The sequence below is a fragment of the Rahnella sp. JUb53 genome, from assembly GCF_004346065.1.
GTDB lineage: Bacteria > Pseudomonadota > Gammaproteobacteria > Enterobacterales > Enterobacteriaceae > Rahnella > Rahnella variigena.
The window spans coordinates 292,369-318,770 of the sequence record NZ_SLYT01000004.1; the positions used below are offsets into that span (position 1 = coordinate 292,369).

The 26,402-nt window shown below is 46.2% G+C and carries 26 protein-coding genes; 18 read left to right on the forward strand and 8 right to left on the reverse strand.

From position 1 onward, the window contains the following. Positions 1–53: 53 nt before the first annotated feature. Positions 54–1,484: a 3-isopropylmalate dehydratase large subunit gene (gene leuC / locus EC840_RS11895; RefSeq protein ID WP_132965481.1), complete on the forward strand. Its 1,431-nt coding sequence runs from the start codon at positions 54–56 to the stop codon at positions 1,482–1,484. After that, positions 1,471–2,079, forward strand: a complete 609-nt coding sequence (gene leuD, locus EC840_RS11900) for a 3-isopropylmalate dehydratase small subunit (protein ID WP_132965483.1) — start codon at positions 1,471–1,473, stop codon at positions 2,077–2,079. Before leuC ends, leuD begins: the two co-directional genes overlap by 14 nt. Before the next feature lie 23 nt (positions 2,080–2,102). On the opposite strand, the gene EC840_RS11905 is transcribed toward leuD, so the two are convergent. The 5 genes from EC840_RS11905 to EC840_RS11925 all read right to left on the reverse strand — a co-directional run bounded on the left by EC840_RS11905 (position 2,103) and on the right by EC840_RS11925 (position 8,302). Beyond that, positions 2,103–3,029: a LysR substrate-binding domain-containing protein gene (locus EC840_RS11905; protein ID WP_129639001.1), complete on the reverse strand. Its 927-nt coding sequence runs from the start codon at positions 3,027–3,029 to the stop codon at positions 2,103–2,105. 5 nt (positions 3,030–3,034) lie between these two features. Next, complete coding sequence (locus tag EC840_RS11910) at positions 3,035–4,144, reverse strand: endonuclease/exonuclease/phosphatase family protein (protein WP_113877503.1); 1,110 nt, start codon at positions 4,142–4,144, stop codon at positions 3,035–3,037. Between the two features lie 144 nt (positions 4,145–4,288). After that, the gene (gene eptB, locus EC840_RS11915; RefSeq protein WP_132965485.1) at positions 4,289–5,965 is read right to left on the reverse strand and encodes a kdo(2)-lipid A phosphoethanolamine 7''-transferase; all 1,677 of its coding nucleotides are present in this window, start codon (positions 5,963–5,965) and stop codon (positions 4,289–4,291) included. Between the two features lie 236 nt (positions 5,966–6,201). After that, positions 6,202–7,635 carry a heavy metal sensor histidine kinase gene (locus tag EC840_RS11920; protein WP_243701056.1) on the reverse strand — a complete coding sequence of 478 codons (1,434 nt, stop codon included), beginning with the start codon at positions 7,633–7,635 and terminating at the stop codon, positions 6,202–6,204. After that, positions 7,628–8,302, reverse strand: coding sequence for a heavy metal response regulator transcription factor (locus tag EC840_RS11925; RefSeq protein WP_113877501.1), 675 nt, complete (start codon positions 8,300–8,302; stop codon positions 7,628–7,630). Before EC840_RS11925 ends, EC840_RS11920 begins: the two co-directional genes overlap by 8 nt. Positions 8,303–8,515: 213 nt before the next feature. On the opposite strand from EC840_RS11925, the gene EC840_RS11930 reads away from it, so the two are divergent. From EC840_RS11930 to EC840_RS11945, 4 genes are all read left to right on the forward strand, one after another. After that, a complete protein-coding gene (locus EC840_RS11930; RefSeq protein ID WP_112289412.1) occupies positions 8,516–9,139 on the forward strand; it encodes a hypothetical protein in 624 nt (207 codons plus the stop codon). 39 nt (positions 9,140–9,178) lie between these two features. Beyond that, positions 9,179–9,820 (forward strand): cytochrome b/b6 domain-containing protein, encoded by a 642-nt coding sequence (locus EC840_RS11935; RefSeq protein ID WP_132965487.1) that lies wholly within the window; start codon positions 9,179–9,181, stop codon positions 9,818–9,820. Further along, positions 9,813–10,577, forward strand: a complete 765-nt coding sequence (locus tag EC840_RS11940; protein WP_112289414.1) for a molybdopterin-dependent oxidoreductase — start codon at positions 9,813–9,815, stop codon at positions 10,575–10,577. The genes EC840_RS11935 and EC840_RS11940 overlap by 8 nt, the downstream gene beginning before the upstream one ends. An 87-nt stretch (positions 10,578–10,664) precedes the next feature. Beyond that, a complete protein-coding gene (locus EC840_RS11945; RefSeq protein ID WP_132965489.1) occupies positions 10,665–11,174 on the forward strand; it encodes a helix-turn-helix domain-containing protein in 510 nt (169 codons plus the stop codon). Here the strand turns inward: EC840_RS11945 and EC840_RS25515 are convergent. Continuing rightward, on the reverse strand, positions 11,171–11,353 hold the full coding sequence (locus EC840_RS25515; protein WP_243701057.1) for a hypothetical protein: 183 nt from the start codon (positions 11,351–11,353) through the stop codon (positions 11,171–11,173). The genes EC840_RS11945 and EC840_RS25515 overlap by 4 nt on opposite strands. A gap of 14 nt (positions 11,354–11,367) precedes the next feature. Here EC840_RS25515 and EC840_RS11955 point away from each other — a divergent pair, with 14 nt between their 5' ends. After that, the gene (locus EC840_RS11955) at positions 11,368–11,994 is read left to right on the forward strand and encodes an IS3 family transposase (protein ID WP_132965493.1); all 627 of its coding nucleotides are present in this window, start codon (positions 11,368–11,370) and stop codon (positions 11,992–11,994) included. 254 nt (positions 11,995–12,248) lie between these two features. Here EC840_RS11955 and ompX read toward each other — a convergent pair whose 3' ends face one another. Further along, on the reverse strand, positions 12,249–12,776 hold the full coding sequence (gene ompX / locus EC840_RS11960; protein ID WP_112289432.1) for an outer membrane protein OmpX: 528 nt from the start codon (positions 12,774–12,776) through the stop codon (positions 12,249–12,251). A gap of 411 nt (positions 12,777–13,187) precedes the next feature. On the opposite strand from ompX, the gene rhtA reads away from it, so the two are divergent. The 11 genes from rhtA to EC840_RS12015 all read left to right on the forward strand — a co-directional run bounded on the left by rhtA (position 13,188) and on the right by EC840_RS12015 (position 24,793). Then, on the forward strand, positions 13,188–14,171 hold the full coding sequence (gene rhtA, locus EC840_RS11965; protein ID WP_132965495.1) for a threonine/homoserine exporter RhtA: 984 nt from the start codon (positions 13,188–13,190) through the stop codon (positions 14,169–14,171). Between the two features lie 215 nt (positions 14,172–14,386). After that, the gene (locus EC840_RS11970; RefSeq protein WP_095922755.1) at positions 14,387–14,950 is read left to right on the forward strand and encodes a fasciclin domain-containing protein; all 564 of its coding nucleotides are present in this window, start codon (positions 14,387–14,389) and stop codon (positions 14,948–14,950) included. Between the two features lie 64 nt (positions 14,951–15,014). Next, positions 15,015–15,596: a sigma-70 family RNA polymerase sigma factor gene (locus EC840_RS11975; RefSeq protein ID WP_112289416.1), complete on the forward strand. Its 582-nt coding sequence runs from the start codon at positions 15,015–15,017 to the stop codon at positions 15,594–15,596. Continuing rightward, positions 15,593–16,270 (forward strand): anti-sigma factor, encoded by a 678-nt coding sequence (locus tag EC840_RS11980; protein WP_132965497.1) that lies wholly within the window; start codon positions 15,593–15,595, stop codon positions 16,268–16,270. Before EC840_RS11975 ends, EC840_RS11980 begins: the two co-directional genes overlap by 4 nt. 455 nt (positions 16,271–16,725) lie before the next feature. Then, positions 16,726–17,229 carry a DNA starvation/stationary phase protection protein Dps gene (dps, locus tag EC840_RS11985; RefSeq protein WP_112289418.1) on the forward strand — a complete coding sequence of 168 codons (504 nt, stop codon included), beginning with the start codon at positions 16,726–16,728 and terminating at the stop codon, positions 17,227–17,229. Between the two features lie 653 nt (positions 17,230–17,882). Further along, complete coding sequence (locus EC840_RS11990) at positions 17,883–18,659, forward strand: ABC transporter permease (RefSeq protein ID WP_132965499.1); 777 nt, start codon at positions 17,883–17,885, stop codon at positions 18,657–18,659. Continuing rightward, positions 18,656–19,321, forward strand: a complete 666-nt coding sequence (locus EC840_RS11995; protein WP_132965501.1) for an ABC transporter ATP-binding protein — start codon at positions 18,656–18,658, stop codon at positions 19,319–19,321. Before EC840_RS11990 ends, EC840_RS11995 begins: the two co-directional genes overlap by 4 nt. A gap of 92 nt (positions 19,322–19,413) precedes the next feature. After that, positions 19,414–21,819 (forward strand): glycosyltransferase, encoded by a 2,406-nt coding sequence (locus EC840_RS12000; RefSeq protein WP_132965503.1) that lies wholly within the window; start codon positions 19,414–19,416, stop codon positions 21,817–21,819. Next, positions 21,819–22,724 (forward strand): hypothetical protein, encoded by a 906-nt coding sequence (locus EC840_RS12005; RefSeq protein ID WP_132965505.1) that lies wholly within the window; start codon positions 21,819–21,821, stop codon positions 22,722–22,724. The genes EC840_RS12000 and EC840_RS12005 overlap by 1 nt, the downstream gene beginning before the upstream one ends. Positions 22,725–22,736: 12 nt before the next feature. Next, positions 22,737–23,840 carry a stealth family protein gene (locus EC840_RS12010; RefSeq protein WP_243701058.1) on the forward strand — a complete coding sequence of 368 codons (1,104 nt, stop codon included), beginning with the start codon at positions 22,737–22,739 and terminating at the stop codon, positions 23,838–23,840. Between the two features lie 161 nt (positions 23,841–24,001). Continuing rightward, positions 24,002–24,793 (forward strand): hypothetical protein, encoded by a 792-nt coding sequence (locus EC840_RS12015; protein WP_132965507.1) that lies wholly within the window; start codon positions 24,002–24,004, stop codon positions 24,791–24,793. Positions 24,794–24,850: 57 nt separating this feature from the next. Here the strand turns inward: EC840_RS12015 and EC840_RS12020 are convergent, their stop codons facing one another. Beyond that, the gene (locus EC840_RS12020) at positions 24,851–26,401 is read right to left on the reverse strand and encodes a hypothetical protein (protein WP_132965509.1); all 1,551 of its coding nucleotides are present in this window, start codon (positions 26,399–26,401) and stop codon (positions 24,851–24,853) included. Position 26,402: the final 1 nt, after the last annotated feature.

The following is a 26,402-nucleotide window of genomic DNA, read 5'->3' on the forward strand; positions in this document are numbered from 1 at the left end:
ACGCGTGAGTTTGCGACGCTGACGTTATCCACTTCGTTTATCAGGGCAATGCAATGAAGCCAAGAACGCTATACGAAAAACATATCGACAGCCACACCGTGCGTACGCTCGACGATAAAGGCCACGTGTTGCTCTACATCGACCGGCAGGTGATTAACGAATACACCAGCCCGCAGGCCTTCAGCGGATTGCGTGAAGCAGGCCGCCGCGTATGGCGTCCGAAAACGTCGCTGGCGGTGGTCGATCACGTCAACCCGACGGCACCCTTGCGTACGCGCCAGATGCCGGACGCCGGTGGCGCGCGTCAGGTTTCCTATCTGGCAGAAAATTGCCAGGAATTTGGCATTGAGCTGTTCGATATTCTCGACAGCCGTCAGGGGATTGAGCACGTTGTCGCCCCCGAACAGGGCTTTATTTTGCCGGGTATGGTGATTGCCGCCGGAGACAGCCACACCACCACATACGGCGCATTAGGCGCGTTCGGATTTGGTATCGGCACCTCGGAAATCGAACACCTTCTGGCGACCCAGACGCTGGTTTATAAACGCCTGAAAACCCTGCGGGTCACCGTTAACGGTACGCTCGCCAGAGGTATAACCGCCAAAGACGTGGTCATGGCGCTGGTGGCAAAAATCGGTGCGGCGGGAGCCACCGGCTACGCCATTGAATTTTGCGGTGAAGGCATCGACGCGCTGAGTGTGGAAGGCCGTATGACGATGTGCAATATGGCGGTTGAAGCCGGTGCCCGCGGGGCATTTATGGCACCTGACGACAAAGTTTTTGATTACCTGAAAGACAAACCGCGTGCGCCGAAAGGCCCGCAATGGTCGGCGGCGGTAAATGTCTGGCGTGAGTTACACAGCGATGCGGATGCCGTTTTCGACCACGAAGTTGAACTGAGCGCCGCAGAAATCGCGCCGATGGTGAGCTGGGGAACCAGCCCGGATCAGGCACTGGCAATCAGCGGCCAGGTGCCGGATCCGCTGGCAGAATCCGATGCCTCACGCCGCAAGGATTTACAGCGTGCGCTGCAATACATGGGACTGCAGGCCGGTCAGCCGCTGAAAAGCATCAGCATCAGTCATGCCTTTATCGGGTCCTGCACTAACGCGCGCATCGAAGATTTACGTGCCGCCGCCGAAGTGGTTCGCGGAAAAACCGTCGCACCTGCCGTTCGCGCGATGATCGTGCCCGGCTCAAGTCAGGTTCGCGCGCAGGCCGAGCAGGAAGGTCTGGCGGAGATCTTCACCCGCGCCGGTTTTGAATGGCGTCAGTCGGGCTGCTCGATGTGTCTGGCGATGAACGACGATGTGCTCTCGCCGGGCGACCGCTGTGCCTCCAGCACCAATCGTAATTTCGAAGGGCGTCAGGGCGCGGGAGCGCGTACCCATTTGATGAGCCCGGCAATGGTAGCTGCTGCGGCAATTTCCGGTCATCTGACCGATATCCGGGAACTGGAAGGAGAAAACAATGCAGGCTTTTAACGTACTAACCGGCGTAGCTGCGCCGTTACCCGCCGCGAATGTCGATACCGATGTGATCATGCCGAAGCAATTTTTAAAAGGCATCGACCGCAACGGGTTAGATCTCGGGGTATTTTTCGATTTGCGTTTTCTGGCGGACGGTTCTCCGGATCCGGCGTTTATCCTCAATCAGCCTGACTGGCAGAATGCCAGATTCCTGCTGGTCGGGCCGAACTTCGGTTGCGGCTCCAGTCGCGAACATGCGGTATGGGGATTAAAACAGCTGGGGATCCGTGCCTTGATCGGCACGACGTTTGCGGGGATTTTTTTCGATAACTGCCAGCGTAACGGCGTACTGACGGTACAGCTGAGTCCTGAACAGTGGCAACAGGTCGCACAGGAAGTGACTCTCGCGGTCAGCAACGAAATCACCGTCGATTTGCCACAGCAGAAGATTGTTTTGCATAACGGCAACGTGATTGATTTTGCCATTGATGAGCTGAGCAAACTCTCTTTGCTTAACGGATTAGATGCTGTCGGTAATACGCTGCGGTACAGCGAGGACATTCGTCAGTTTCAGCAGTCACATCTGCAAAAAAATCCGTGGCTGGCCTGAGCCACAGATATCTGATGTGCCCTCTAAAAACGGCGCCAGGTCAGTAACTGACTGAACCGCTGCTGAAGGAATTCGACGCAAACCCGCAGCTTGGCAGAATCCGCAAGGCGTGTCGGGTAAACCGCCCACACGCTGGCGGGTTGCGAATAGTCTGGCAATATCTGAACCAGTTCACCGCGTTCGATATAAGGACGTACGTCCCACTCTGAACGCAGGATAATGCCGTGATCTTTCAGTGCCCATTGCAGAACCACTTCGCCGCTGTTCGATGAAAGCGGCCCTTTTACACGGGCGCGAACCTCTTTGTCTCTGGCGGTGAGAGTCCAGATGCCAAAGGGGTTATCGCGCTCTTTTAATACCAGACACTGATGCTGCGCCAGCGCATCCGTTGACTCCGGCACGCCATGCGCGGCCAGATATGCCGGAGACGCACACAAAATACGCTGATGCTGCGCCAGCTTTTTACCGATGTGCTGCTCGGGAATATCGTCACCGACAAGAATTTCCAAATCGATCCCGTCGGCGACCAGATCCACTACCCGGTCGAATAAATCCAGTCGCAGATTCAGCAGCGGATACTGTTCCGCCAGTTCAGCCACCGCAGGTGCAACGTGACAACGCCCGAAACCGAACGAGCTGCAAATATGCACATTGCCTCGCGGTTCAGTGCGGGAGTCTGACAGGTCACCGATAAACTGATCGAAGTTATCCAGAATTTGCAGCGCCCAGCGGCGGGCTCTTTCACCCTCGTCGGTTAAGCGCACACCCCGTGTGGAACGGTGCAGCAGACGGGCATTCAGCGACTCTTCAAGGATCTGGATCCGCTTGCTGACATAGGCCGGAGACTGACCGAGCTCAGTGGCGGCAGCGGCAAAACTTTGTTTATTTACCACCGCCAGAAACACCCGTAAATCTTCTGCCAGTGGCAGACGATCGCGTTCACTTGTCATAGTGATTACCCGCAGACAGGCATGTTGAGCTTTTCCGCCCGGTGTACATCAGTGCTTTTCACCCCGGCGTTAGCCAGTTTTTCTTCCGCCTCGTCGAGGTCTTCCTCATCGATTTCCAGCGATTCCTGATCCTGCCCCTCACAAGGGGTCAGCGCCAGTTCCACCAGGATCGGGAAATGATCCGACCCCATAAACCCAAGACGCTGAAGACTGACCAGCGTGAAATCTTTGCTATGGAAAACGTGATCCAGCGGCCAGCGCAGGAAAGGATAACTGGCGTGGAAAGTATTGAACATACCCCGGCCACGGCGCGGATCGAGCAGGCCGCTGACTTTCATAAACAGGCGCGTGGTGCGCGACCATGCCACATCATTCAGGTCACCGGTCACAATCGTTGGATAGGTCGCTTTCGCCGCCGTATGACCGACAGCAACCAGCTCGCCATCGCGGTCAGTGGATTCGTCGGCTTCCGTCGGGCTTGGCGGCATCGGGTGCAGGCAGTGCATCACCACCTGTTCGCCGGAAGGCAGTTCGGCGCGAAAATGCATCGACGGAATATCGTCTGCCACCAGAAATTGAATTTTTGCCGAATGCATCGGCAGACGGGAATAGACGTGCATTCCGTAGAGATTATCCAGCGGGCAACGCAGGCTGTGCGGGTAATCCGCGTCCAGCACCGCCATCTGGTCTTCCCACCACTGATCTGTTTCCAGCAACACCAGAATATCCGGCTGATGCTCGCGTATTTGTGCAATCAGCGCGCCGGCTTTGCGGTTGGTGGTCAGCACGTTGCTGTTCATGATTTTGATACGTGAATGACTGCCGGAGACGGTTTTCTTCACCTGCACCCGGTAAAAGGGGGTGTAAGGCAAAATCCACCAGCTCTGATAGGCCATACAAGCCACCGTTAAAATAATGATTGTGGTGGAAATTCCGTCGCTTAACGGCATGATCATCAGCTCGGTCAGCAGAAATAGCAGACACAACGTTGCCATCTGCAAACGCGGGAAATCCCAGACCCGTACCCACCAGCGCTGATTGCGGGAAAAAGGCAGCAGCGTCAGCAAGGTCATGATGACCGTCAGGACACAAAGGGTAATTCGAAAAGCATGCATCGGTTATCGACCCTGATAAAAAAATAGCAGAAGAGAAACTCTCAATACCTTGTTAACCGATTGTGACTTAAAAAACGGAGGGCGACCAGAAGGATGTCACCGCCCTTTCCATTGTTCCGAAAAAGGCGGCATTTTTAGCGGTAATTATTTTGCAGCGGCGGCCTGATCAGGCACATGACACCAGTTGTGTTGCTCGACAATCCCGCCATTTGGCGAGGTGTAACCGATACAGCCCAGAATGGTGTCGTACAGTTTTTCATGGAAAGCCGGTTTCTTTTCAGCGGCCATTTTCTGCAACTGTTCGAAGCCCGCTTTGTTCTGGTCGTTTGACAGGAACTTGTCTGACGCCCAGACCATGATCGGCACAGTACGTTGCTCAATCGGCGCATGATCGCGCGGTGTGCCGTGGAAATGCATACTTTTGGAAATCGATTCACCGTGATCGGAGGCATAAAACACAATCGCATTCTTGTCGCGCAGCTGATCAAACACCTGCGACAGGAAATAGTCGGTATACAACAGCGAGTTGTCGTAAGCGTTGATCATCTCTTCCGTAGAACAGGAATCATCAATACCCATGCATTCCGGCTTATATTTGGCGAAAGAACGCGGATAACGGTCGGAATAAAGATAATGCGAGCCTTTGGTATGCAGAATAATCAGGTGCTTACCCTGCGGATGATTGCTCATCGAATCTTTCATTTCGTTGATGAGCAGCATGTCATCCACCGGCTTACCGGCATTGCGCTTCTCAGAGGCAATGTTTTCACGCAGTGAATAATCGTCAGCGCGGGTTTTATTGTAGAACCACGCTTCGCTTTGCATGGAATAAAGCTCAGAGCTCCAGCCATTGCTTTTCAGAACGGAAAACACGTTAGCTTCTTTCAGGGTACGCTGCGGTTCTTCAGAGGCTCCGCCCTCGCGCACAAACATGCAGCGCAGGGAAAGTTTGGTGGCGGTATCACAGGAATAGCCCTGCAACGCGACCAGATTTTTCTCTTTGTCGAGATTCGGCGTGTTGTCACGGTCGTAGCCGTACAGCCCCATATGGTCACGACGCGCACTTTCGCCGATCACAAACACCACATACATATCTTTGGCATCAGCCGGTGCGGTGTAAGTGAAATGTTTGGCCGGATCGAACAGGTTTTTATTGTCTTCGGCTTTGCTGTAGCTGCTGTAGGTGTATAAACCCAGCGCGGAAAGCCAGTTCGACGGCGAATACGTACCGGCAACCACGCCGCCATAACTCGCCATCATGCGGTTATTGACGATATCGTGACGATCCTGCACTTTGCCCATCAGACGCAGCGGCATATAACAAATCAGCCCGGAAACCGCGAGCAGCACGGTTCTCACCGCCAGCTTTTTAAAGGTGGTTTGTCTGAGCGCCGCACCCGGCATTTTGCTCAGCCACAACAGCAGAACGGGGATCAGGCTGACCAGAACCGTCCAAGCGATGAAGTGCGTTCCGACAGATTCTTTCGATAAATCAATCGAGTCCGATGCCAGCGCCGCCGCCAAAATACCGTAACCGATATCGACGTTGAACAGGATCATGTAATAGCTGGCGGCAGCGGAGGAAATAACAATGGCCGTCATCAGCACACGGAAAACGGTTTTTCCGGTATAAGACAGCAACATACAAAGGAAATAGACCAGCGCGAAACAGGCGATCGCTTCAACAGCAATGGACAAGGCATTGTCATAATGCAGCTGCTCGAAACGACGGAAGAAGATCGGAAGGTTCAGTAAAATCCCAAGATAAAGTGCAATGAACAAAGAGATGCTCTGTTGCGAAAGTGTTCGTAATTTATGCATTAGAAATAAATGGCTCTTTTGTGAGTCTGTTTACGTCGTAAAGACCGCTCGTACCGGAGGATGGAACCTGCTCCTTAGGACAATTCAGACCCCGGAACGCCTATAATCGTTCAAAGTCATTGGTGACTTCCAATGTGATAATGTTACAAAATTAACGAATTGCTTATGTTTCAAAGCCATAGAAATGTGGGTTTCATACTTTTCCGACTCATTTTTTGAAATCTGTTGAGCAATTATTAAGAATCTTTGTGACCCGCATCAGGAAAGGACAGCGTGAAGCGCGTCTCTCCCTGCGCTGAACTTTCAACACTGACACTGCCCTGATGCAGCGCCATAATGGCCTGAACAATCGATAAACCGAGCCCGCTGGAACTGCCACCTTCACTGCGCGATGCATCTGCACGATAGAAACGGTCGAAAAGTTTTCCGAGCTTATCTGCCGGTATCGGATCGCCCTGACTGATAACGTGAATATCCATGCCTTTATCATGAGGTTCGGCGCGTAATACCACTTCGGTTCCTTCACGGCCATAACGCACCGCATTGGCAACCAGATTACTCAGCGCACGCTGGAACAAAATAGCATCCGCGTGTAATACACCGCGCCCCTCGCCATGCAGGGTCATTTCCCGCTCTTCTGCCAGCCCTTCAAAATATTCCTGGATACGCGTAATTTCTGATGAAACATCAATGCTGGTTATGGTGAGAACCGACCGCGCATCCGAAGCACGCGCCAGAAAAAGGATGTTTTCGACCATCCGCGAGATGCGTTCCAGTTCTTCCATATTGTTAGCCAGCAGCGTTTCATATTCTTCAACCGTGCGTGGCTGATACAACGCCACCTGACAATGCCCCATCAGCGCGCCCACCGGCGTGCGGATTTCATGGGCCAGATCAGCGGAAAACTGCGTCAGGCGCTGATAACCTTCCGCCAGCCTTTCCAGCATATCGTTGAAAGAAAGGATGAGTTGCTGTAATTCCTGCGGCGCTTTGTCTGTACTCAGGCGCGTCGATAAGCTGGCCGGGTGGATTTGCGTCGCTTCCCGCGCCATATTGCGCAGCGGCCTCAACCCGCGGCGGATGACCAGATAACCCAGTGCGGCAATCAGCACATACGAAAACAACACTGCGCCGATAATTTCCCAGCGGAAGGTTTCTAACAGGCGCGATTCTTCGGTCATGAAATGGCCTGCGGTAATTTCAACCGTGCGTCCGTCCTGAATTTTTACCGCAGCACGGGCAAAACGCACCGGCGTGCCATCTGGCGCCTTTTGCCCGTGAACCGTTTTCAGCGTCAGCGGCTGGCCTTCGGGTACCGCGGCAAACGGCGGCAAAACAAGGTGTGAAGGATTGACGTTGATTAACGGCGGTTCACCGGAAAGGCTGAAGGTCAGAATATCGCGCTCATTGCCGAGCATATTTTCAAACAGGCCAGGATTACGGCTCAGCTGTGACAGCGGGAATTCATTCGCCAGCAGATGGCGAAAATACTGCACGCGCCCGCTGACCTGATAATCCGCACGGCGCACCAGTTCTTTGTCCATCGAATAGTAGAGATAAAAGCCCACGGCACTGACCACCAGCGAGGCCAGCAGCGCAAAAAGTAATGTGGCGCGCAGCGTCAGCGACATGGCCCGTGCAGGCTTTTTAGCGGAGGTTAAATCAGTCATTGCGCACTTCACAGACGTAGCCGATGCCGCGCACGGTGTGGATCAGTTTCAGCTCAAAGCCACGGTCAACTTTGGCGCGCAGACGCTTAATGGCGACATCCACCACATTGGTGTCACTGTCGAAATTCATATCCCATACCTGCGAGGCGATCATGGTGCGCGACAGCACTTCGCCTTCGCGACGCATCAGCAGCTGCAATAACATGAATTCTTTATTGGTCAGCGCGATGGTCTGATCCTGACGGGTTACGCGACGGCGTAGCACATCAAGATGCAGGTCAGCGACCGAGTAAATATCCGGCTCACGCGCTGCCGGACGGCGCAGCAACGTGCGGATACGCAATACCAGTTCGGTAAAGGAAAACGGTTTGATCAGATAATCGTCAGCGCCCAGTTCCAGCCCGTGGATGCGATCCTGCACTTCATCACGTGCGGTGAGAAACAGCACCGGCACGTCGCTTTTCTTGCGCAGAACTTCCATCACCTGCCAGCCGTCGAGGCCGGGCAGCATGACATCGAGGATCACCGTGTCATAGCCCTCTTCCAGCGCCAGAAACAGGCCATCGGCCCCGTTACGCGCCAGATCGACGCTGTAACCGGCTTCGGTCAGCCCTTTTTTCAGGTAATCGCCCGTACTGACATCGTCTTCAATCACCAGTATCCGCATTCAGGCCCTCAGCGCCGCAATACCATTCTCCCAAAGAATGATTCATGGGGAAGTTTATCAGTTTCGCCAGACACCTTTGATGACAATTTTGTCATCAATTTGTCATCAGCCAATCCCGGTTTATCGTCCACTCTTAATGAAGCTATTCATCACTGGCAGGGTCAGTGATTCTTCTAACCAAATGAAATAATGCCGGAAACTGGAGAGTTAATAATGAATACCACCAAACGTCTTGCGGGTCTGTTACTGGGTTCACTGCTGATGAGCAGCACAATGGCATCGGCTTTTGCCGCCGATAACGTGATCAAACCAACACGCGGAACCATTGATTCTGTTAATGACTCATCAGTACAAATCACCACCCGTCAGGGCGAAAAGCTCGACGTTAAGCTGACGGATAAAACCCGTATCAACTCCGTCACCAAAGGCCAGATCAGCGATATCAAAGCCGACAGCTTCATCGGTACGGCGGCAGTACCTCAGGCCAACGGCACACTGAAAGCGCTGGAAGTTCACGTATTTGCGCCAAGCCTGCGCGGCAGCGGCGAAGGTTTCAATCCGTTTGAATCGCCGGACGGCAAAATCAACACCATGACCAACGGCACCGTCGGCAAACTGGTTAACAGCAATGGCCGCACGCTGACTGTGAAATACCATGATGCAGAGAAAACCGTTGTCGTTCCTGACGATGTACCGGTCGTTCTGCTGGCACCGGGTGACCGCAGTCTGCTGAAACCGGGCACCAAAGTCGTGCTGTTCGCGATGAAAGATGACAAAGGCTCCCTGGTTGCACGCGGCATTTCTGCGGGCAAAGACGGCGTTACGCCACCAATGTAATCCGGCCTGACGGCCTTACCGGACAACAGGAGTTTTTCCGTGAAACCTCAGCCCTCTCCACTTCGCAAACGCAGGGTGCATTCCTGGCCAGTGCGCATTTGTCACTGGATTAATCTGCTGGCAATGATCGGCATGGTAATGAGCGGCTGGGGGATTTATAACGCCGACCCGATTTTCTCGTTTACCTTTCCCCAAAGCACGACCCTCGGCGGCTGGCTGGGCGGCAACATCGCCTGGCATCTGGCAGTCATGTGGATGCTGGCGGCCAATGCCCTTTTCTATGTGCTGTGGGGCATGTTCAGCGGCCATTTCCGCCGCGACTTTTACCCCTTTTCGCCGCGCTCCGTCTGGCGCGATACCGTTCGCGCGCTGACATTCAAACTTCCCCACAAACTCGGGCAGTACAACGCCGTGCAAAAACTGATGTACAGCGGCGTGCTGTTGCTCGGCGTATTGCTTTTGCTTTCCGGTTTGTCCATCTGGAAACCGGTACAGTTCAGCGGTCTGGTGTGGTTGTTTGGCGGTTTTGATATCGCGCGTTATGTGCATTTTTTTGCGATGAGCGGCGTGATGCTGTTCGTCATTATTCACGTACTGATGGTTCTGCTGGTGCCAAAAACCTTCTTGGCAATGCTGACCGGCGGCAAAAAAATAAGTACGGAGGAAAGCGCCGATGAGTGATAAATCACGCCGGCCAAAAATTATTCTTGAGCCCGATCAGCGCAAGCAACTGGTCAATATTCAGCGCCGCATGTTATTGCGTGGCGGTCTCACGTTAGGCGCGGTATCGATGCTCACCGGCTGTAATCTGCAGGACGGTGACGAAGTCGATAAAGTGCTGTGGGCGATGTCACGCTGGAATGACCGCGTGCAAGGCTGGCTGTTCAGCGGACAAAAACTGGCGCAAACCTATCGCGCTGACCAGATCACCACGCCGTTTCGCTTCAATGCTTATTATCCGGAATACAACGTGCCGGAAATAGACATTCCCAATTACCGGCTTGAAGTCTCCGGTCTGGTGCAAAAGAAAGCCTCGTGGACGCTGGAACAGTTACAGCGACTGCCGCAGGAAAGTCAGATCACCCGTCTGATTTGCATTGAAGGCTGGAGCGCAATTGGTCAGTGGAAAGGCGTGCCGCTGAAAACGTTTTTGCAGCACATCGGCGCAGATCTGACCGCTAAATACGTCGGATTCAAATGTGACGACCGCTATTATTCCAGCATCGATATGGCGACGGCGCTGCATCCGCAAACCATTCTGGCGCTGGATTTCGGCGGCAAACCGCTACCGCCGGATTTCGGTTACCCGTTACGCCTGAGAATGCCCACCAAGCTTGGCTTCAAAAACGCCAAACACATCGGCGCGATTTTCGTGACCAACGAATATCCCGGCGGCTACTGGGAAGATCAGGGATATAACTGGTACAGCGGAATTTGAGTTACCTGCTAAACCCCCTCCCCGCCTCCCCCTTCGCTGAACTGAACCCCGAATGTTGGACTTTTTAAACCTTCATTCGGAGTTCATATGAAATACAATTTTCAAATCAAACTTATGGCCGTCAGGCATTACCTTGATGGTCGTGACGGCTATAAACTCACTGCCCGCCAATATCAGGTTCCCGCCTCTTCACTTCGGGCATGGACTGCGGCTTACCGGCTTCACGGTCAGGCCGCTTTATTAGCCAAAACATCCATCACCTATCCTGCCCATTTTCGTGCCCACGTGGCAGATGTCGTACTTCGTGAACATCTTTCTATGCGTACCGCCGCTGCGCGGTTTAATATTTCTGACTACAAGACTGTCGGACGCTGGGTTCAGGAGGCCACAAAGGCCACCGCCCCGGCAGAGAAAGAGAGAAATCACATGGCGCAGAAAGCTCAAAAACCCGCAAAACAGCCTGAAGAAATGACGCCCGCAGAACTGCTGGAAGAAGTCCGCTATCTGCGCGCTGAACGTGCTTACCACGAAAAGTTAGACGCCCTGATGAAAGCAAAAGCAGAACAGAAGAAAAAATCAACGCCATCAGGGCATTAATCGGCGAGCATCGTCTGCGTGACCTGCTGAAATCCGCGATGCTGCCACGCAGCACCTGGTACTGGTGGCAATCGCGTGAGGCGATCGGTTGCGACGTGGCGCTGTGCGATATCATCCGGCAGATAGCCATCCGCCACAAAAGGCGCTACGGCTACCGGCGCGTCACTGCCACACTGCATAACCAGGGCTGCGGGTGAATCATAAAAAGGTCAGCCGTCTTATGGCCGAAATGGGCGTGCAGGCACGTGTGCGGGCTAAAAAATACCGAAGCTGGAAAGGCGAAATCGGCATGGGTCCGGCGCCGGACCTGCTCAAAAGAGAATTTACGGCTTCCGGTCCCGGTGTGAAGCTGGTGACAGATGTCACGGAGTTCAAAGTAGCGGGAAGCAAGCTGTATTTATCGCCGGTCATGGATCTGTATAACGGTGAAATCGTGGCGATGAGTATGGGAGCGCGGCCGACATATGAGCTGACAGAAAGAATGTTAAAGCAGTTACTTACGTCAGGCCATGCGAGAAAAAATGCGTTACTTCACAGCGATCAGGGCTGGCAATACCGCATGAGTGCATGGCAGAAACAGGTGAGTGATGCGGGGTTGCGGCAGAGTATGTCGCGCAAAGGTAACTGCTATGATAATGCGGCGATGGAAAGCTTCTTCGCGGTGTTAAAAACGGAAATGTTCCACGGGAAAACTTACGCGGGTACAGAAGAACTGGCGGCGTCGATAAAGGAATATATCGGGTACTACAATCGCGACCGGATCAAAATGAAACTGGGTGGTATGAGTCCGGTAGCCTACCGGACTCATATGTTCCCCTGACGTAGTTCTGATGTCCAACTTCAGGGGGTCAGTTCATCGCAGGGGGAGGCGGGGAGGGGTATTGATGGCAACCCGATAGTAAAGTTTGCAATAAACCAACACCCCATCCCGGCCTTCCCCTCGTAAGCGGGAAAGGTGCAAATAACGGTCCCGTCTCCACTACCCGCTGAAAAAAGTCATAAAAAAAACCGCTCAGTTGAGCGGTTTTTGTTTTCGCGGGTGTGTAACGACGAAACGTTACGCAGGGCGAAGAATTAGAAGCTGTAACCCACGCCTGCGATCCAGGTACCAACATCAACACTGCGGATGCGGGACTGTTCGTAGGACACGTCCAGAGCAACGTTCTGGATTGGGTTGAACTGCAGACCAGCACCGTAAGAGAAGCCGTAATCGCTTGAATCGTATTTTTCACGGCTGGTAGATGCCGCTGATTCGTTGTACTGAGTTTTACCGTAACCCACACCCACAACACCGTAGATGGAAGCCCAGTCATTCAGACGGTAAGCTGGACCAGCAGTCAGACCGTAGTACTGTGCTTTACGGTAGTCGCCAGATGCCGGTGTGCTGTCATCTTCGATGTAGGTGAAAGAACCGATAACGCCCAGTGGGTTGCTATCTTGTTCCCAGCGGTATTTTAAGTTGAAGCCGTTTGCTTTGTTAGCAACGCCTTGCATATCACCCTGAGCATAACCAGCGGTAACGGTGCTGGTGTCAGCGAATGCGCTTGATGCGCCCAGTGCAACTACACAAGCTAATGCGGAAAGACATGCGATTTTTTTCATCATAACCACCTCAAATAAGAAACCAAAGTAACCTTCACGTTCCAAAATATAACAAAAACTAGTGTGAAACTCTGCCTCATTTAAGATGTCCAAAGCATCATATGGTGTAACAGGAAGTTTCCAGCACACCCTATCCATATAATTTAATTGGGATTTTCGTCACATAAACTATAAGATAAACTTATTGAACTTTTTGAAATTAGCAGATAATTCCTAATTATCTGGGCAAAAAATGGACACTTTTCAGGCGTTTTTTCGCTTCTTTTAAAAAAACACGTTCTGAAAAAAACTTTTTATCAGGATTTTTTCTGTCCCGCTTTCCCTCTACACTGACCTTGCTTTACCTTTCTTTTCAAAACTATAAATCTAAAAGATTCTTAATTTATGGAATCACCTCAAAAGGCTCAAAGGATGACTCATTCAGGAAAGAACACGCCGGAAACGCAGACGACTCTGCCGCCTGCGACAAATAACAACAGCCCCCCGATCCCGGCGTTACCTAAAAAAGCGTCTCCCCTGGTCGCGATCCTGTTGCTGCTGATCGCCATGCTCTCATTACAGGGCGGCGCGTCACTGGCCAAAACGTTGTTCCCGGTAGTCGGGCCACAAGGTGTCACCGCGCTGCGACTGGGTATCGGCTCGATTCTGTTGCTGCTCTATTTCCGTCCGTGGCGCCTGAAAATGCGCGGCGGCAATCTGCGTTCACTGCTGATGTATGGTCTGGCACTGGGCTGCATGAATTATTCCTTTTATCTGGCACTGCGCACCGTGCCGCTGGGCATTGCCGTTGCACTGGAATTTACCGGCCCGCTGGCCGTGGCGATGTTTTCTTCACGCAGACCTGTCGATTTTATCTGGGTCGTGCTGGCCGTCATCGGATTGCTGTTCCTGCTGCCGCTCGGCCAGAGCGCGGGCGGTGTTGATCTCAAAGGCGCGTGTTTTGCGCTGATTGCGGGTGCGTGCTGGGCGATTTATATTCTTGCCGGACAACGAGCTGGCAGCAGCTACGGCCCCGGCACTGCCGCGATGGGCTCGCTGATTGCCGCACTGATCTTCTTCCCTGTCGGTGTCATCCAGGCGAAGACCTCCATATTCAGCTGGGAGATCCTGCCGCTGGGCCTGCTGATCGCCCTGCTCACGTCAGCTATTCCTTATTCACTGGAAATGATGGCGCTGACCAAACTGCCCGCTAAAACTTTCGGCACGCTGATGAGCATGGAACCGGCGATGGCCGCGCTTTCCGGCATTATCTTCCTCGGCGAGTTCCTGACGGGAACACAGTGGCTTGGGCTGGCGGCAATTATCGCAGCCTCGGCAGGTTCGACGCTGACGATTCAGCGTAAAACAAAAATAGAAACGGTCGATATCGCCGGGAATAATCCTTCCGGTAAATAGCCTTTCGGCAAATAGCCCTGCGTTTTTCTGTCAAAAAGCCACGTTCATCCGACGTGGCTTTTTCTTTTCTGTTTGTTCTTTTTTATCAATGCATTGCAAATTACTTTCATTAATTTCGATTTTTTTTCATTTTTCCTGCATCCAAAAGCGGGGGTCCGTTCGTATGTATAGATGTGAGGCAAGACCTTACCTACTCAACGACAAAGGACTACATCATGAAAACATTACTCCGTACCGCTATCTGTGCATCTCTTCTGCTGAGCACCGCGTCAATGGCTGCAATGATGTCCCAAAGCACCACCATGGTCGGTGGCGCTGAAATGTATCCTTCTAAAAATATCGTAGAAAATGCCCTGAACTCGAAAGACCACACCACCCTGGTCGCCGCCGTGAAAGCGGCGGGTCTGGTGGATACGTTGCAGGGTAAAGGCCCGTTCACTGTGTTTGCGCCGACCAACGCCGCTTTCGCTAAACTGCCAGCCGGGACTGTCGACAATCTGGTGAAACCGGAAAACAAAGCCACGCTGACCAGCATCCTGACCTACCACGTGGTGGCGGGTAAGTATGAAATGAAAGATCTGGAAAAACTGCTGAAAAAAGGCAACGGCACGGCGGAACTGAAAACCGTCAACGGCCAGCCGCTGTGGATCATGAATAATGGCCCGCACAATATTCAGCTGAAAGATGGCAAAGGGAATGTCGCCAATATCAGTACTTATGACGTCCAGCAGAAGAACGGTGTGATCGACGTCATTGATACCGTCCTGATGCCAAAATAATACCGACTATACTGAGGGCATGATTTCTTTATGAAACAGCACCTCAGTAAGTCAGGACGGGCGAATGCATGACAATTTTTTAGTTAAGCCAACACCAGAGAAAGCACAGGAAGTACAGCGTGAACTGATGAGCGCCATGGCCGTTGGCGACCGACAGGCATTTGAGCAATTGTACCGTCTGACGTCCCCCCGGCTGTTTGCCGTCGCGCTGAGAATGCTGCGCCGGCATGCCTGGGCAGAAGAAGTGTTGCATGACAGCTATATCACCGCGTGGAACCGTGCCGGGTCGTATAATCCGGCGCTGAGTTCCCCGATGACCTGGCTCACCCATATTGTCCGCAACCGCGCTATCGACTGGATGCGCGGGAGCGACAACCAGTTAGAAGAACTGGATGACAACCTGGGAGAAAACGATGCCAGCGACCACGATGAACCCTTACAACGGTTGCAGCAGGACAGCGAAGCCAAAATACTGGCCGACTGTCTCGCGCACCTTCCCGCCGAACAGAGACAAAGCCTGACTCTTGCCTATTATCAGGGCCTGTCACACGGTGAAGTCTCATCGCATTTACAACAACCTCTGGGGACGATTAAAAGCTGGATCCGTCGCGCCCTGGATCACTTAAAGAGCTGCGCAGGCCTATGAAAAGCAGAAGCCATTATCATGCTGCCCTCGCGGCTGAATATGCGCTCGGCACCTTACGCGGCGCAGCGCGGATTCAGTTCGAGCAAAAAATGCGGGAAGACCCTGAACTGGCGGCTGAAGTCGCCCGCTGGCAGGAAGCTTTCACACAACTGGATAATCAGATTGTCCCGGTCATTCCGCCCGCTTCGGTGTGGAAACGCATTCAGCACAACCTTGCATTACAACCGGCCAGATTACCGGTTCCCGTTAAAAGACCGGTGCGCACATATCTTGGCTGGGCGCTGGCCGCCGGGCTTGCGGCGCTGTTACTCATCCCGCGCCTTCTGGTGCAACCTGAAACGCCGACACCGGTGGCTGTTCTCGCCAGCAGTGCCGGTGCGCAGAACGGGCAATGGGTGGTGAGCGTGGATATGAGTACCCGCAGCCTGATGCTGACGCCGCTTAAGGCGCAAGGTATCGCCGGTGACCATAGTCTGGAACTATGGGCCATTCCGCCTGGCGGCAAACCCCGCTCCCTCGGCCTGCTGAATACACAACAACCGACGCAACTGGCACTGGCGGAAAAGATGCCTGATCCGGGTTATACGCTGGCAATCAGTCTGGAACCACGCGGAGGCTCACCGACCGGACAACCGACAGGTGCAGTGCTGTACAGCGGTGCTCTGGCACTTTGATTCACTGCGATACCCTGCGATCGACGTTATGAAATATAAAACGGCAGGCTTTTCCTGCCGTTATGTTTTCAAAAGAATAATTTATGCCAGTAACTATTTTCAGTGCATGAATCGTTTTCAGTAAATAAATGACGACTTCCGTTGAAACCAGAACCAGGATATATATCCCCACACGTCAGCTTACATTTAATAATATCTGACCGCTGTAATGAAAATTATTATCACTGGCATCTAATGATTTTCGCACTAATAATTTATCTGTTCAGGAGGATTCCTATCCACCTTATAAATCAGTGTGATAAGGTGTTTCCTCAAATACGGAATTGTCTATTAGACAGATGCTATCGAAGCGATAGGAAATGCTGTCCTGCAAAATTTCGATTTATTGCTATACTGAATGCAGTTGAGAAACACGTTTGTAGCAATTAATTTTAATGAAACAAGGAGATATGAATATGAGTACCGCTAAACTGGTCAAAACGAAATCTTCTGAGCTTATTTATACACGCAACGATTTAGATGAAAGCGTCAAGCTGGATACTATCAAGGTGCTGAACCGTCTGGTGGCCGAATATATTGATCTGTCACTGATTATCAAACAAGCACACTGGAACATGCGTGGCGCTAACTTCATCGCCGTCCACGAAATGCTAGATGGATTCCGTACTGCAGTTATTGATCACCAGGACACCATCGCAGAACGTGTGGTGCAGTTAGGTGGCGTGGCGCTGGGTACCGTTCAGGTTGTTAACGATAAAACTCCGCTGAAAAGCTACCCGACCAACATCCATACCGTGCAGGAACATCTGAAAGCGCTGGCAGATCGTTTTGCTGTAGTCGCTAACGATACCCGTAAAGCCATTGGTGAAGTTGAAGATGAAGATACCGCAGATATTTTCACCGCCGCATCGCGCGACCTGGATAAATTCCTGTGGTTCATCGAATCAAATATCGAGTAATCAGATAATCATTATCGGGTAAATGTTGCCCGATACCGCAGAATCAGGCTGCGGAACTCTGAGTGATTAATGCGAAAGGCCAGTGACGAAAGTCGCTGGCTTTTTTATGTCCGCTATCCAGCCCCGCTCCCCTTTTGTAAAAATTTGACTTAAAACCCGCCATACTGAGTAACTTTGCATCAGAATTTAATAATACCCCTGATGAATAGTTACAATTTCAACTATATCCGCAACTTAGACCCATGGAACCGGTTTCAATATCTCACTGAAAAACCGAGACTTTATTTATCCCCTCAGAGAATTCTTAGACCAATAGGTCGTATGAATGATTTAATACAAATTAATAGTTCAAAGCAATTTTACATAGGTGTGGTCACCCCTGAAACTTGCTGAAATATTTTTTCGCAACCTTTGCATTTTTGTGAAAAGGGTATCTCACTCTAACCTTATAAAAAATAGAGATATTTACCAGGGATGTTCCCCCGGCATCAGTCCTCTATACGCAACTTATGGATAAGTGACTCCCCCGCTCCAGACACATCTTTGATGTGTTATGCACAACCGACTCCCCACAATCCGACCCGATCCTGAGCGCATTGGCTGCTGTAAGCCAGGGGCGGTAGCGTGGAAATGTTAAACACTGGAATAATCCGATGGCACGTAGTGGCTTAGAAGTTCAGAAGGCGGCGGTAAAAGCGCTGTTTTTGAGAGAAATTAAGACTCGTTTTGGTAAGTTCAGACTGGGTTATCTGTGGGCAGCACTGGAGCCGATGGCACATATGCTGATTATGCTGGCCATATTTGGTTATTTCATGCACAGAACAATGCCAGATATATCATTTCCAGTTTTTTTGATTAATGGCATTATTCCTTTCTTTGTTTTCAGCAATATTACCAACCGATCTATAGGCGCTATTGAAGCCAATCAAGGGTTGTTTAACTATCGACCTGTACGCCCAATTGATACTATCCTCGCCAGAGCAATCTTAGAAACCTTGATATACGCCGTGGTTTACATATTGCTAATGGCCATAGTAGGTTTGCTGGGTGAACAATTTGAAGTCACTAAGCTTATTACTCTGATTCTGGTCTGGGTACTGTTAGTTTTATTCTCTTGTGGAGTCGGGCTGATATTCATGGTTGTCGGGAAGTCATTCCCTGAAACCGAAAAGTTCTTACCTATTTTGATTAAACCGCTCTATTTTGTTTCCTGCATTATGTTTTCGCTGCACAACATCCCGAAAGAATACTGGCCGTATTTGCTATGGAACCCGATCGTTCACGTCGTAGAACTTTGCCGTGAATCCGTTGTTCCGGGTTATATCAGCGAAGGCGTCAGCCTGAATTATCTGGCCGCCTGTACTCTGGTTGTATTATTCATCGGATTAGCCCTCTACCGAAACCGTGAAGAGGCGATGCTGACATCATGATAAAAATCGAAAACCTGACAAAATCCTACCGCACACCGAAAGGCCGCCATTACGTTTTTAAAGATCTCAACGTTGAACTGCCTTCTGGTAAAAGCGTGGCGTTAATTGGGAGAAATGGCGCCGGTAAATCAACCCTGTTACGCGTTATCGGCGGCATTGACCGTCCTGATTCCGGCAAGATTCACACCGATAAAACCATATCCTGGCCGGTCGGCCTGGCTGGTGGCTTTCAGGGCAGTCTGACCGGACGGGAAAATGTAAAATTCGTCGCCCGCCTCTATTCCACACCAGACCAGTTACGCGAAAAAGTCGCCTTCGTCGAAGAGTTTGCCGAACTGGGTAAATACTTTGATATGCCGATTAAAACTTATTCCTCCGGCATGAAATCCCGTCTGGGTTTTGGCCTGAGTATGGCATTCAAATTTGATTACTATCTTGTCGATGAGGTCACAGCCGTCGGCGATGCCAGATTCAAACAGAAATGCGCTGACTTGTTTAAAGCACGGCATGAAGAAGCCAGCTTTTTGATGGTGTCCCATAGCCTGGGATCACTGAAAGAGTTTTGCGATGTAGCTTTGTTTATCGGCAGGGACAATCTTGTCAAATACTTTGAGTCAGTTGATGAGGCGATCGAATTATACAAATCGGATGAAGGACTATAACATCAGCTACATTAATCACTCAATTTATTAGAAAAGTCATTTAATATATTGAGAATAAACACTTACTACATTAACGATCAAGTAAAAATAAAATGAAAATTAATACATCGAGTGACTTGCTCATATTGATAAGTGAAAAAGGTGGCAAGCAAGCTAGAGATAATGGATTTGCATATTTCAAACACAGAATGACGAAAGGGTTTAAAAATACGTACTATGTTCATACAAAGGATAATTTAGATTTAGAAAAATTAACCTTATACCCAAAAAATATCGTTCTTAAAAATAGCAGAAAACATAAATCATTGTTTTATAAAGCAGATTATCTCGTTTTAAATGATGGCTATATGGATGTATTTCCCTCATTTAAGACAAAGCCACTTTCTCAGGGTTGGTCATCTATAGCCTACTTACAACATGGAATTATAACTTACAAGAGAGTTCATTTCTATAAAGGCCATTACAATGGAAGGATTAGATATTTTCATACATCACTGAGAAGCGAAAAAAAGATAGTTAATAATGTATTGCAGCAGAAAAAAGACCATAGTGAGGCATTTAAATTAATCAAAAAATATAACTTCCCTCATTTTAAAAGTAATGTATCAAGATTAGATTTAGAAGAATTATATAGCTCTTTACTTACAGATTATTATAAAAAAAATAACACTGTCGATGTAGAAGATTTACAAAGTATAAAAAGGTTAATTACCAATATTGGTTTTCTAGATTGCAGGGTAGTCAACAGTGGATTATCGAGGCACTTAAATCTCGAAGCCGGAAATAGAAATAGCAAAAAAAATATATTATTCTTCTTTACATGGCGTGATGAATGGACACATCAAAGTGATAACAATAAATTTATAGAACTGGTAAATAGCATATATAGTAGTAAGGGAATTATAGATTATGCGAGAAAAGAAAAAAGAGAAATTGTATTTTACCTTCATGAGAAAATATTACATTTAAAACATAGAATTGATAGAATTTTCAATGGAAGAGTGAAATTTGTGGGTCAAGATGATTTCACAAAGGTTTTAAATGAAACTTCACTGTGTATAACAGATTACTCGTCTATTGCGTTTGAATTTAATTTGAACAAGACACCAGTGATTTTCTTACAATTTGATTATGACCAATATAAACATGAGAGAGGCCATTATCTCAATTCTCCTTGTGATTTTTTAGGAATAACAGTAAGTAACTTAACTGAGTTAGAGAAAGTTCTTGAAAGAAATAAAATCAAGGCAGCATTAAAAGGTCAAGTTACTAACAACTTCAAAACTGTCAGATTAGACTATGAAAATTATAAAAAAACGAATGAAATATTAGATTTGCAGTTTGAACATAAACAAAAAAGCATTACCTATTTTTGTTATAACGCATACGGTATTGGGGGTACTGTACAAACCATTATAAACCAAGCTAACTACCTTGTATCTATAGGATACCTAGTAACCGTTATATCTTTGCGTAGAACAGATTTTCAACCGAAAGCCCATTTAGATCCAAGTGTTAGGTTAGAATATTTGAATGATGTCAGAAGTAAAGGGAAATATAGATCAAAGTGGGAAAATATTTTAGCACAATTCCCATCTAAATTATTTAGAAAAACAGAAGACCTGTATCAAGGCCTCTCTCTGCTAACTGACATAAAACTGTACAAAATATTGCAAACAATTAATAACACTATCATTGTTGGTTCATTCCCAGGTTTGTGTGTTAATATTGTTAAGTATTCCCCCAAGAGTAATACCTTAATATTACAAGAACATAAAGAATTTAGTTCTCATAGTGCTGAAATACAAAGAGATATATTAAAGAACTATGGTAAAGCAAATAAAGTTATAGGACTGACTAAGTTTCAAAACATAGAATATCAAGAAAATGGGATAAAAAACGTCACGAATATACCAAATGGCATGCCAGACCGCTTGCCGCTCTTACAGAAAACCTCCATAAACTCCAATCCTAAACGAATAGTTTCTTTCGGTAGGCTCGTTAAAGATAAGCAATTTGATCTACTAATAAAATCATTTTCTATTATTGCAAAAAAATATCCAGATTGGGCGGTAGATATTTATGGGGATGGAGATGAGAAAGAATATCTTGAATCCCTAATTATTGAATTGAGTTTAACTTCCCAAGTTTCAATACATGCTGCAACCTCACTCGTTTATGAAGAAATTTATAATAGTTCATTCTGTGCGTTAACGACTCTTAAAGAGGGTTTCGGTATGGTTTATATTGAAAGTTTCAGCATGGGAAAACCCGTAGTAAGTTTTGACATAGGTTACGGTCCAAAAGAATTTCTTATTAATAATTATAACTCTCTAGTTGCAGAATGTTTCTCGATTGAAAAATTCTCAGTGTGTCTTGAAAATTTAATAAATGATGAATTCTTACTGAAATTTTTAGGTGAAAACGCCAGAAAAACTTATTTAGAGAATTATGAAATATCAAAAGTAATGTCTCGTTTTTTAAGGGAGTGCAAATAATGTCAAAACTTTCAAAATTAATAAAAACACCTGACCTATATTTTAAAGACGCTATGAATAAGCGTTTCTCTAGAAAGAAAATAATAGTAGATACAAAAAAACAATCACAGAGGGAGGTCATAAAAACCTCTCCTAAAACCGTAGTAAAGCATTCCATAGACATTACAAAGACAAAGATAAATATAGTAATCCTTGACAATATTAAAATAAATGCAAACAACAAAAAAAACATCGTGAAATATCAATTAAGAAGTATAGAAAAATACTCAAACTTTTCCAGCATCAGTTATATCTCTGAAGACATACTTATTAGTGACAATAAAGTTTCTATTTTCAAAAGTTACGCAGACTTTTATAAAGAAAAGGTCTTATCTACATATCCTAAGATTGAAAATTATGTTTTCGTTAATTTGAATTTCTTCTTTCTTAAAAAAGTATCTTATTCTAATTTCATAAGTGATAATGGTAAAAAAATAACATACTTTAAGAAAAACAAAGGTAAAACAACCAACCTAGATCATATTATTAGTAAAATCATTGACGGAGGTAACTACAATTTTACCCCTATGGAAAATTTTAGCATAATAGACACAGTTAGTTTAATCTATCTTGAGGAAATTAACACAAACAACATATCTAAAAATGAATTTATATTTAAATTACCTCCAATAATTGATGCTATCCTAAACAATAACATTTTAGTAGAGTCTCCAATTCAATATGCCAGGCTCGACTCTGGTTATATTGAGAAGTTTGTGTGGATACAATCTGTTCACGGTTCAAATCGTTGCCCATTAGCAATAACTTTCGATAAAGAAGCAAGTAATGACGCTCATTACAACGATTTCTTAGATAGCCTATTCCCACACGCTAGTTCATTTGAAGCTGCAATTAAAATAATATAATCAGAATTAATGATGATGACATTAAGAAAAATCAAAAAAATAATTTTCAACCCGGGATTCTTTTTTCGAGACTTTTTGATAAAAAGATATCCAATATTACAAAATCAAAATAATGTAAAATTTCTAAGTGAGGAGATTTTACTAGACAATGAAGAGGTGTTATTACACTCTTTCGATCCAACATTTGAAATTGATTTGGTATATACCTGGGTCAACTCAAATGATACTAATTGGTTAAAGTCTAAAAACCTCCACGTTCCTTCAGGTGATACTTGTCTACAAAGTTTTTCTACAGATGAAGCAAGGTTCGAAAACCATAATGAAATATTTTATTCATTATTGGGTGTTGCTAAGTATATGCCATGGGTTCGTAAAATATTTATTATTACTGATAATCAAATTCCAAAAACCCCGAAGTCGTTAGTCGACAAAATCAAGATAATTGATCACAAAGAGATAATACCTTCAGAATATTTACCGACTTTCAATTCTCATGTGATTGAGGCCCATCTTCATAAAATACCAGAATTAAGTGAAAACTTTATTTATTTCAACGATGATTTTTTTGTATCGAGACCACTAAAACCATCTCACTTTTATCGTTCTAATGGTTTGTGTAGTATATTTGTAAGCGCGAAAAGCCTTAAACAAATGGATAGCAAGGGTGTATCAACAGCTACGCTTACTGCATCTAATAATTGCAACAAACTGTTTATGGAAAACTTCAATGTTTCATTTGACACTCCATTGACTCACACTTATGTACCATTAAAAAAAAGCGCTTATAATTTAGCTTTTGACGTTTTTGAAAAAGAAATTGAGGAATTTTCAGTAAATAAATTTAGAGGTGATAATGATTTAAATATGGCAACTTTCCTAGTTCCCTATTTACAATACATTAAGGGGATAGCAACTCCTCATCTAGATATAAGTTATTACTTTAACATTAGATCGCCTAATGCAAAATCTTTATATAATAATCTAATGGCAGTGAAAGATAAATCTAATGCACCTCATTCATTTTGCGCCAACGATTTCAATGCAGTGAATTTTAAACATAATACAAACTATAAACTGGAACTGCAAGATTTCCTAAAAAAATACTTTACATATTGATATTTATACTATGAATGGTTTTTTATGATCAATAAATTATATTAATCGCGATCAATCGATCACAATTATTATTCAAATATCCTATTGATAAATTTTTCCATAATAATTATATTATTATTGTACATAATTTAATTTTAGCGCCATTACATATAGGTAAACTCGTGGGTTTTACAGAAAAATTATACAAAGCTAATAACGGTACAGAATTGACATATATTGAGGATCCGTACCCTTTTGAAAATAGTATCGGTGAAAGTAAGATTTTGTTTATATTTCAATCGTTAGGCGACGAAAAATCCGAAGATCCTGTAAAAAGATTTCCCTATACACTTCTTTCTGGATTGAGATATTTCAATTGCCGTAAAATTTACATTAAAGATGATAAAGGAATAGTTGGAGATTATTACCTTGGTTCAAATGGGAGTTTTGATACAAAGCACGCTGTTATTGAGTTAATGACCAATAAAATTAGAGAATACAAGATCCTTATGGAAAATGTAACTCTTTTTGGTTTCTCGAAAGGTGGTTATGCGGCTTTACTCTTTGGTCATGAAATTAGTGTAGGTGCAGTTATTTGTGCTGTCCCCCAATTTGATCTTGTAAAATGGATAGATAAATATAAGAGTCATCTTTCTTATATTTATCCTGAGAACCCGACCGAAGAGCAGAAATCAGTCTATGCAAGTTATCTCAAGGAAATAATTGAAAAATCGATACACTCTCCAAAAAGAATATATATAATAACTTCACATAATGATGACACATATATTGACCACATACCTCCACTAATCCTATCGATTCAGAATAAAGGACAAAGCATCCTTAAAGCTTTCCACAATGACGAGTTTTTTGTCACTCGGCATAACAATGTTGTGAAAAACTCGATGAATGAAATACTTGCCATTTTAAGTTATGAATTATCTGAGTTAAGAAAAAATAGTTTTTTTATGTAGAAAAAATAATTATTGTTACAGGCTAGGGTTTTAACGAACCCTACTCGATTTGATTTCTCATTTATAAATAACCCCATCATCGGTAATCATGTTAACTTCATTATTAGCGTTTTTATAAGTTGATTTATTTGCAGTAATACATCCTCCTTCATTTATTTGTAAATCAAAAAATCTCCCACCTATAATTTTTGCATTATTGATATCAATTTTGCTGCCCGATTTTGAGTAAACACAAGCATCACCTGCAGATTTTATCTGTATTTCCCTTGCTGAAATATGGCTACCATACTCGGAAAAAATTGCATAGACACCGCTATTATCAATTTTGGCTCCTCTCAAAGTCACTGAACTTCCATCAAGAGCATGCACAGCAATAAGATGAGTATCGCTGATAATTGCTTCTGTTGCCTCTATTTGACTTCCATCCTTAGCTAGTATAGCGTTCGTAGTGCAATTTCTCGCGGTTATTTGAAAAGCAACGATTTTTGCACCATATATAGCCATAAGGCCGTAAACACAATTTACTGCCTTTGACTTTCCAGTGCATATAATTTCTCCCCCTCTGAATGCTAAATAACCAACCCCGCCAAAATCCCAATTTTCAATGACTGAATTCGTTGTATTAGATGCTGAACTATTATGAGCATTAATTCTTCCTCCTGTATCAGCGCGGTAACCATTTCCTTTACAGTTATTTGCATGACTATCGGATGCGGAAATAACACCTTCTCGATGCGCCCAAAAACCAACAGTACATCCATTAGCGTTTACACTATCTGCATTCACAACTCCTCCTCGAGTTACAACGACCCCTCCCTGGCGAGAATTAGACACATCAGAAAACTCAGCGTGTATAATGCTATTTCGTTCGCAGTAAATACTATTCAAATGACAATTTATGGCTAGGGTATTCTCGCAAACTAATACACTACCTTCTTGCGCCAAGAAGGTAGCATGAAGAAAATTCATTCCACCAGAAATTTTTTCCTTATTTGCCTTTTCCTCTGTACTGCTTTGGAGTCTATCAGACCATCCGGTAGACCCGCCCAAAGCAAAATAGAGAGTCCTTGCAATATGTCGACCATCGATAATACATCCTAATACTGGGCCGCGCGCATGGTAAGCTAAAATAACAGTGCCATCTGTAATTGTTTTTATGCCATCGGGACCAAAAACCCCGACGAAATTATCTGCCACTTCTACGATTGGCTCTTCAGATTGAATATAAAATCTTGAAAAATCCCCATGTTCAACTTTCAACCCTGAAGATAATTTGTACCCCGCTTCAATATTTAGCACAACATATTCTTTATTGCTTAGCGTTTTTGCATAAAGATCATCTATCGCCTCTTGCAAATCTAAATAGTCACTAGGTATATTAAATTTACTTGGCTTATTGAAATCACTTTTGAAGACTCTTTTCTCTAAACCATCTAATCTTGAGTCGATTTTTTGTAAAGAGTTTTCAAATTTAGTATTCAAACCCTGACATCTTGAACTATTAACAGTATCTGTCTCTATATTTGAAAATGATTTTTTGGGTGCTATTAAGGCAACTATAGATGAAGGAATTAAGTAATTGAATAATTTTCTTCTTGTAATTCCCATT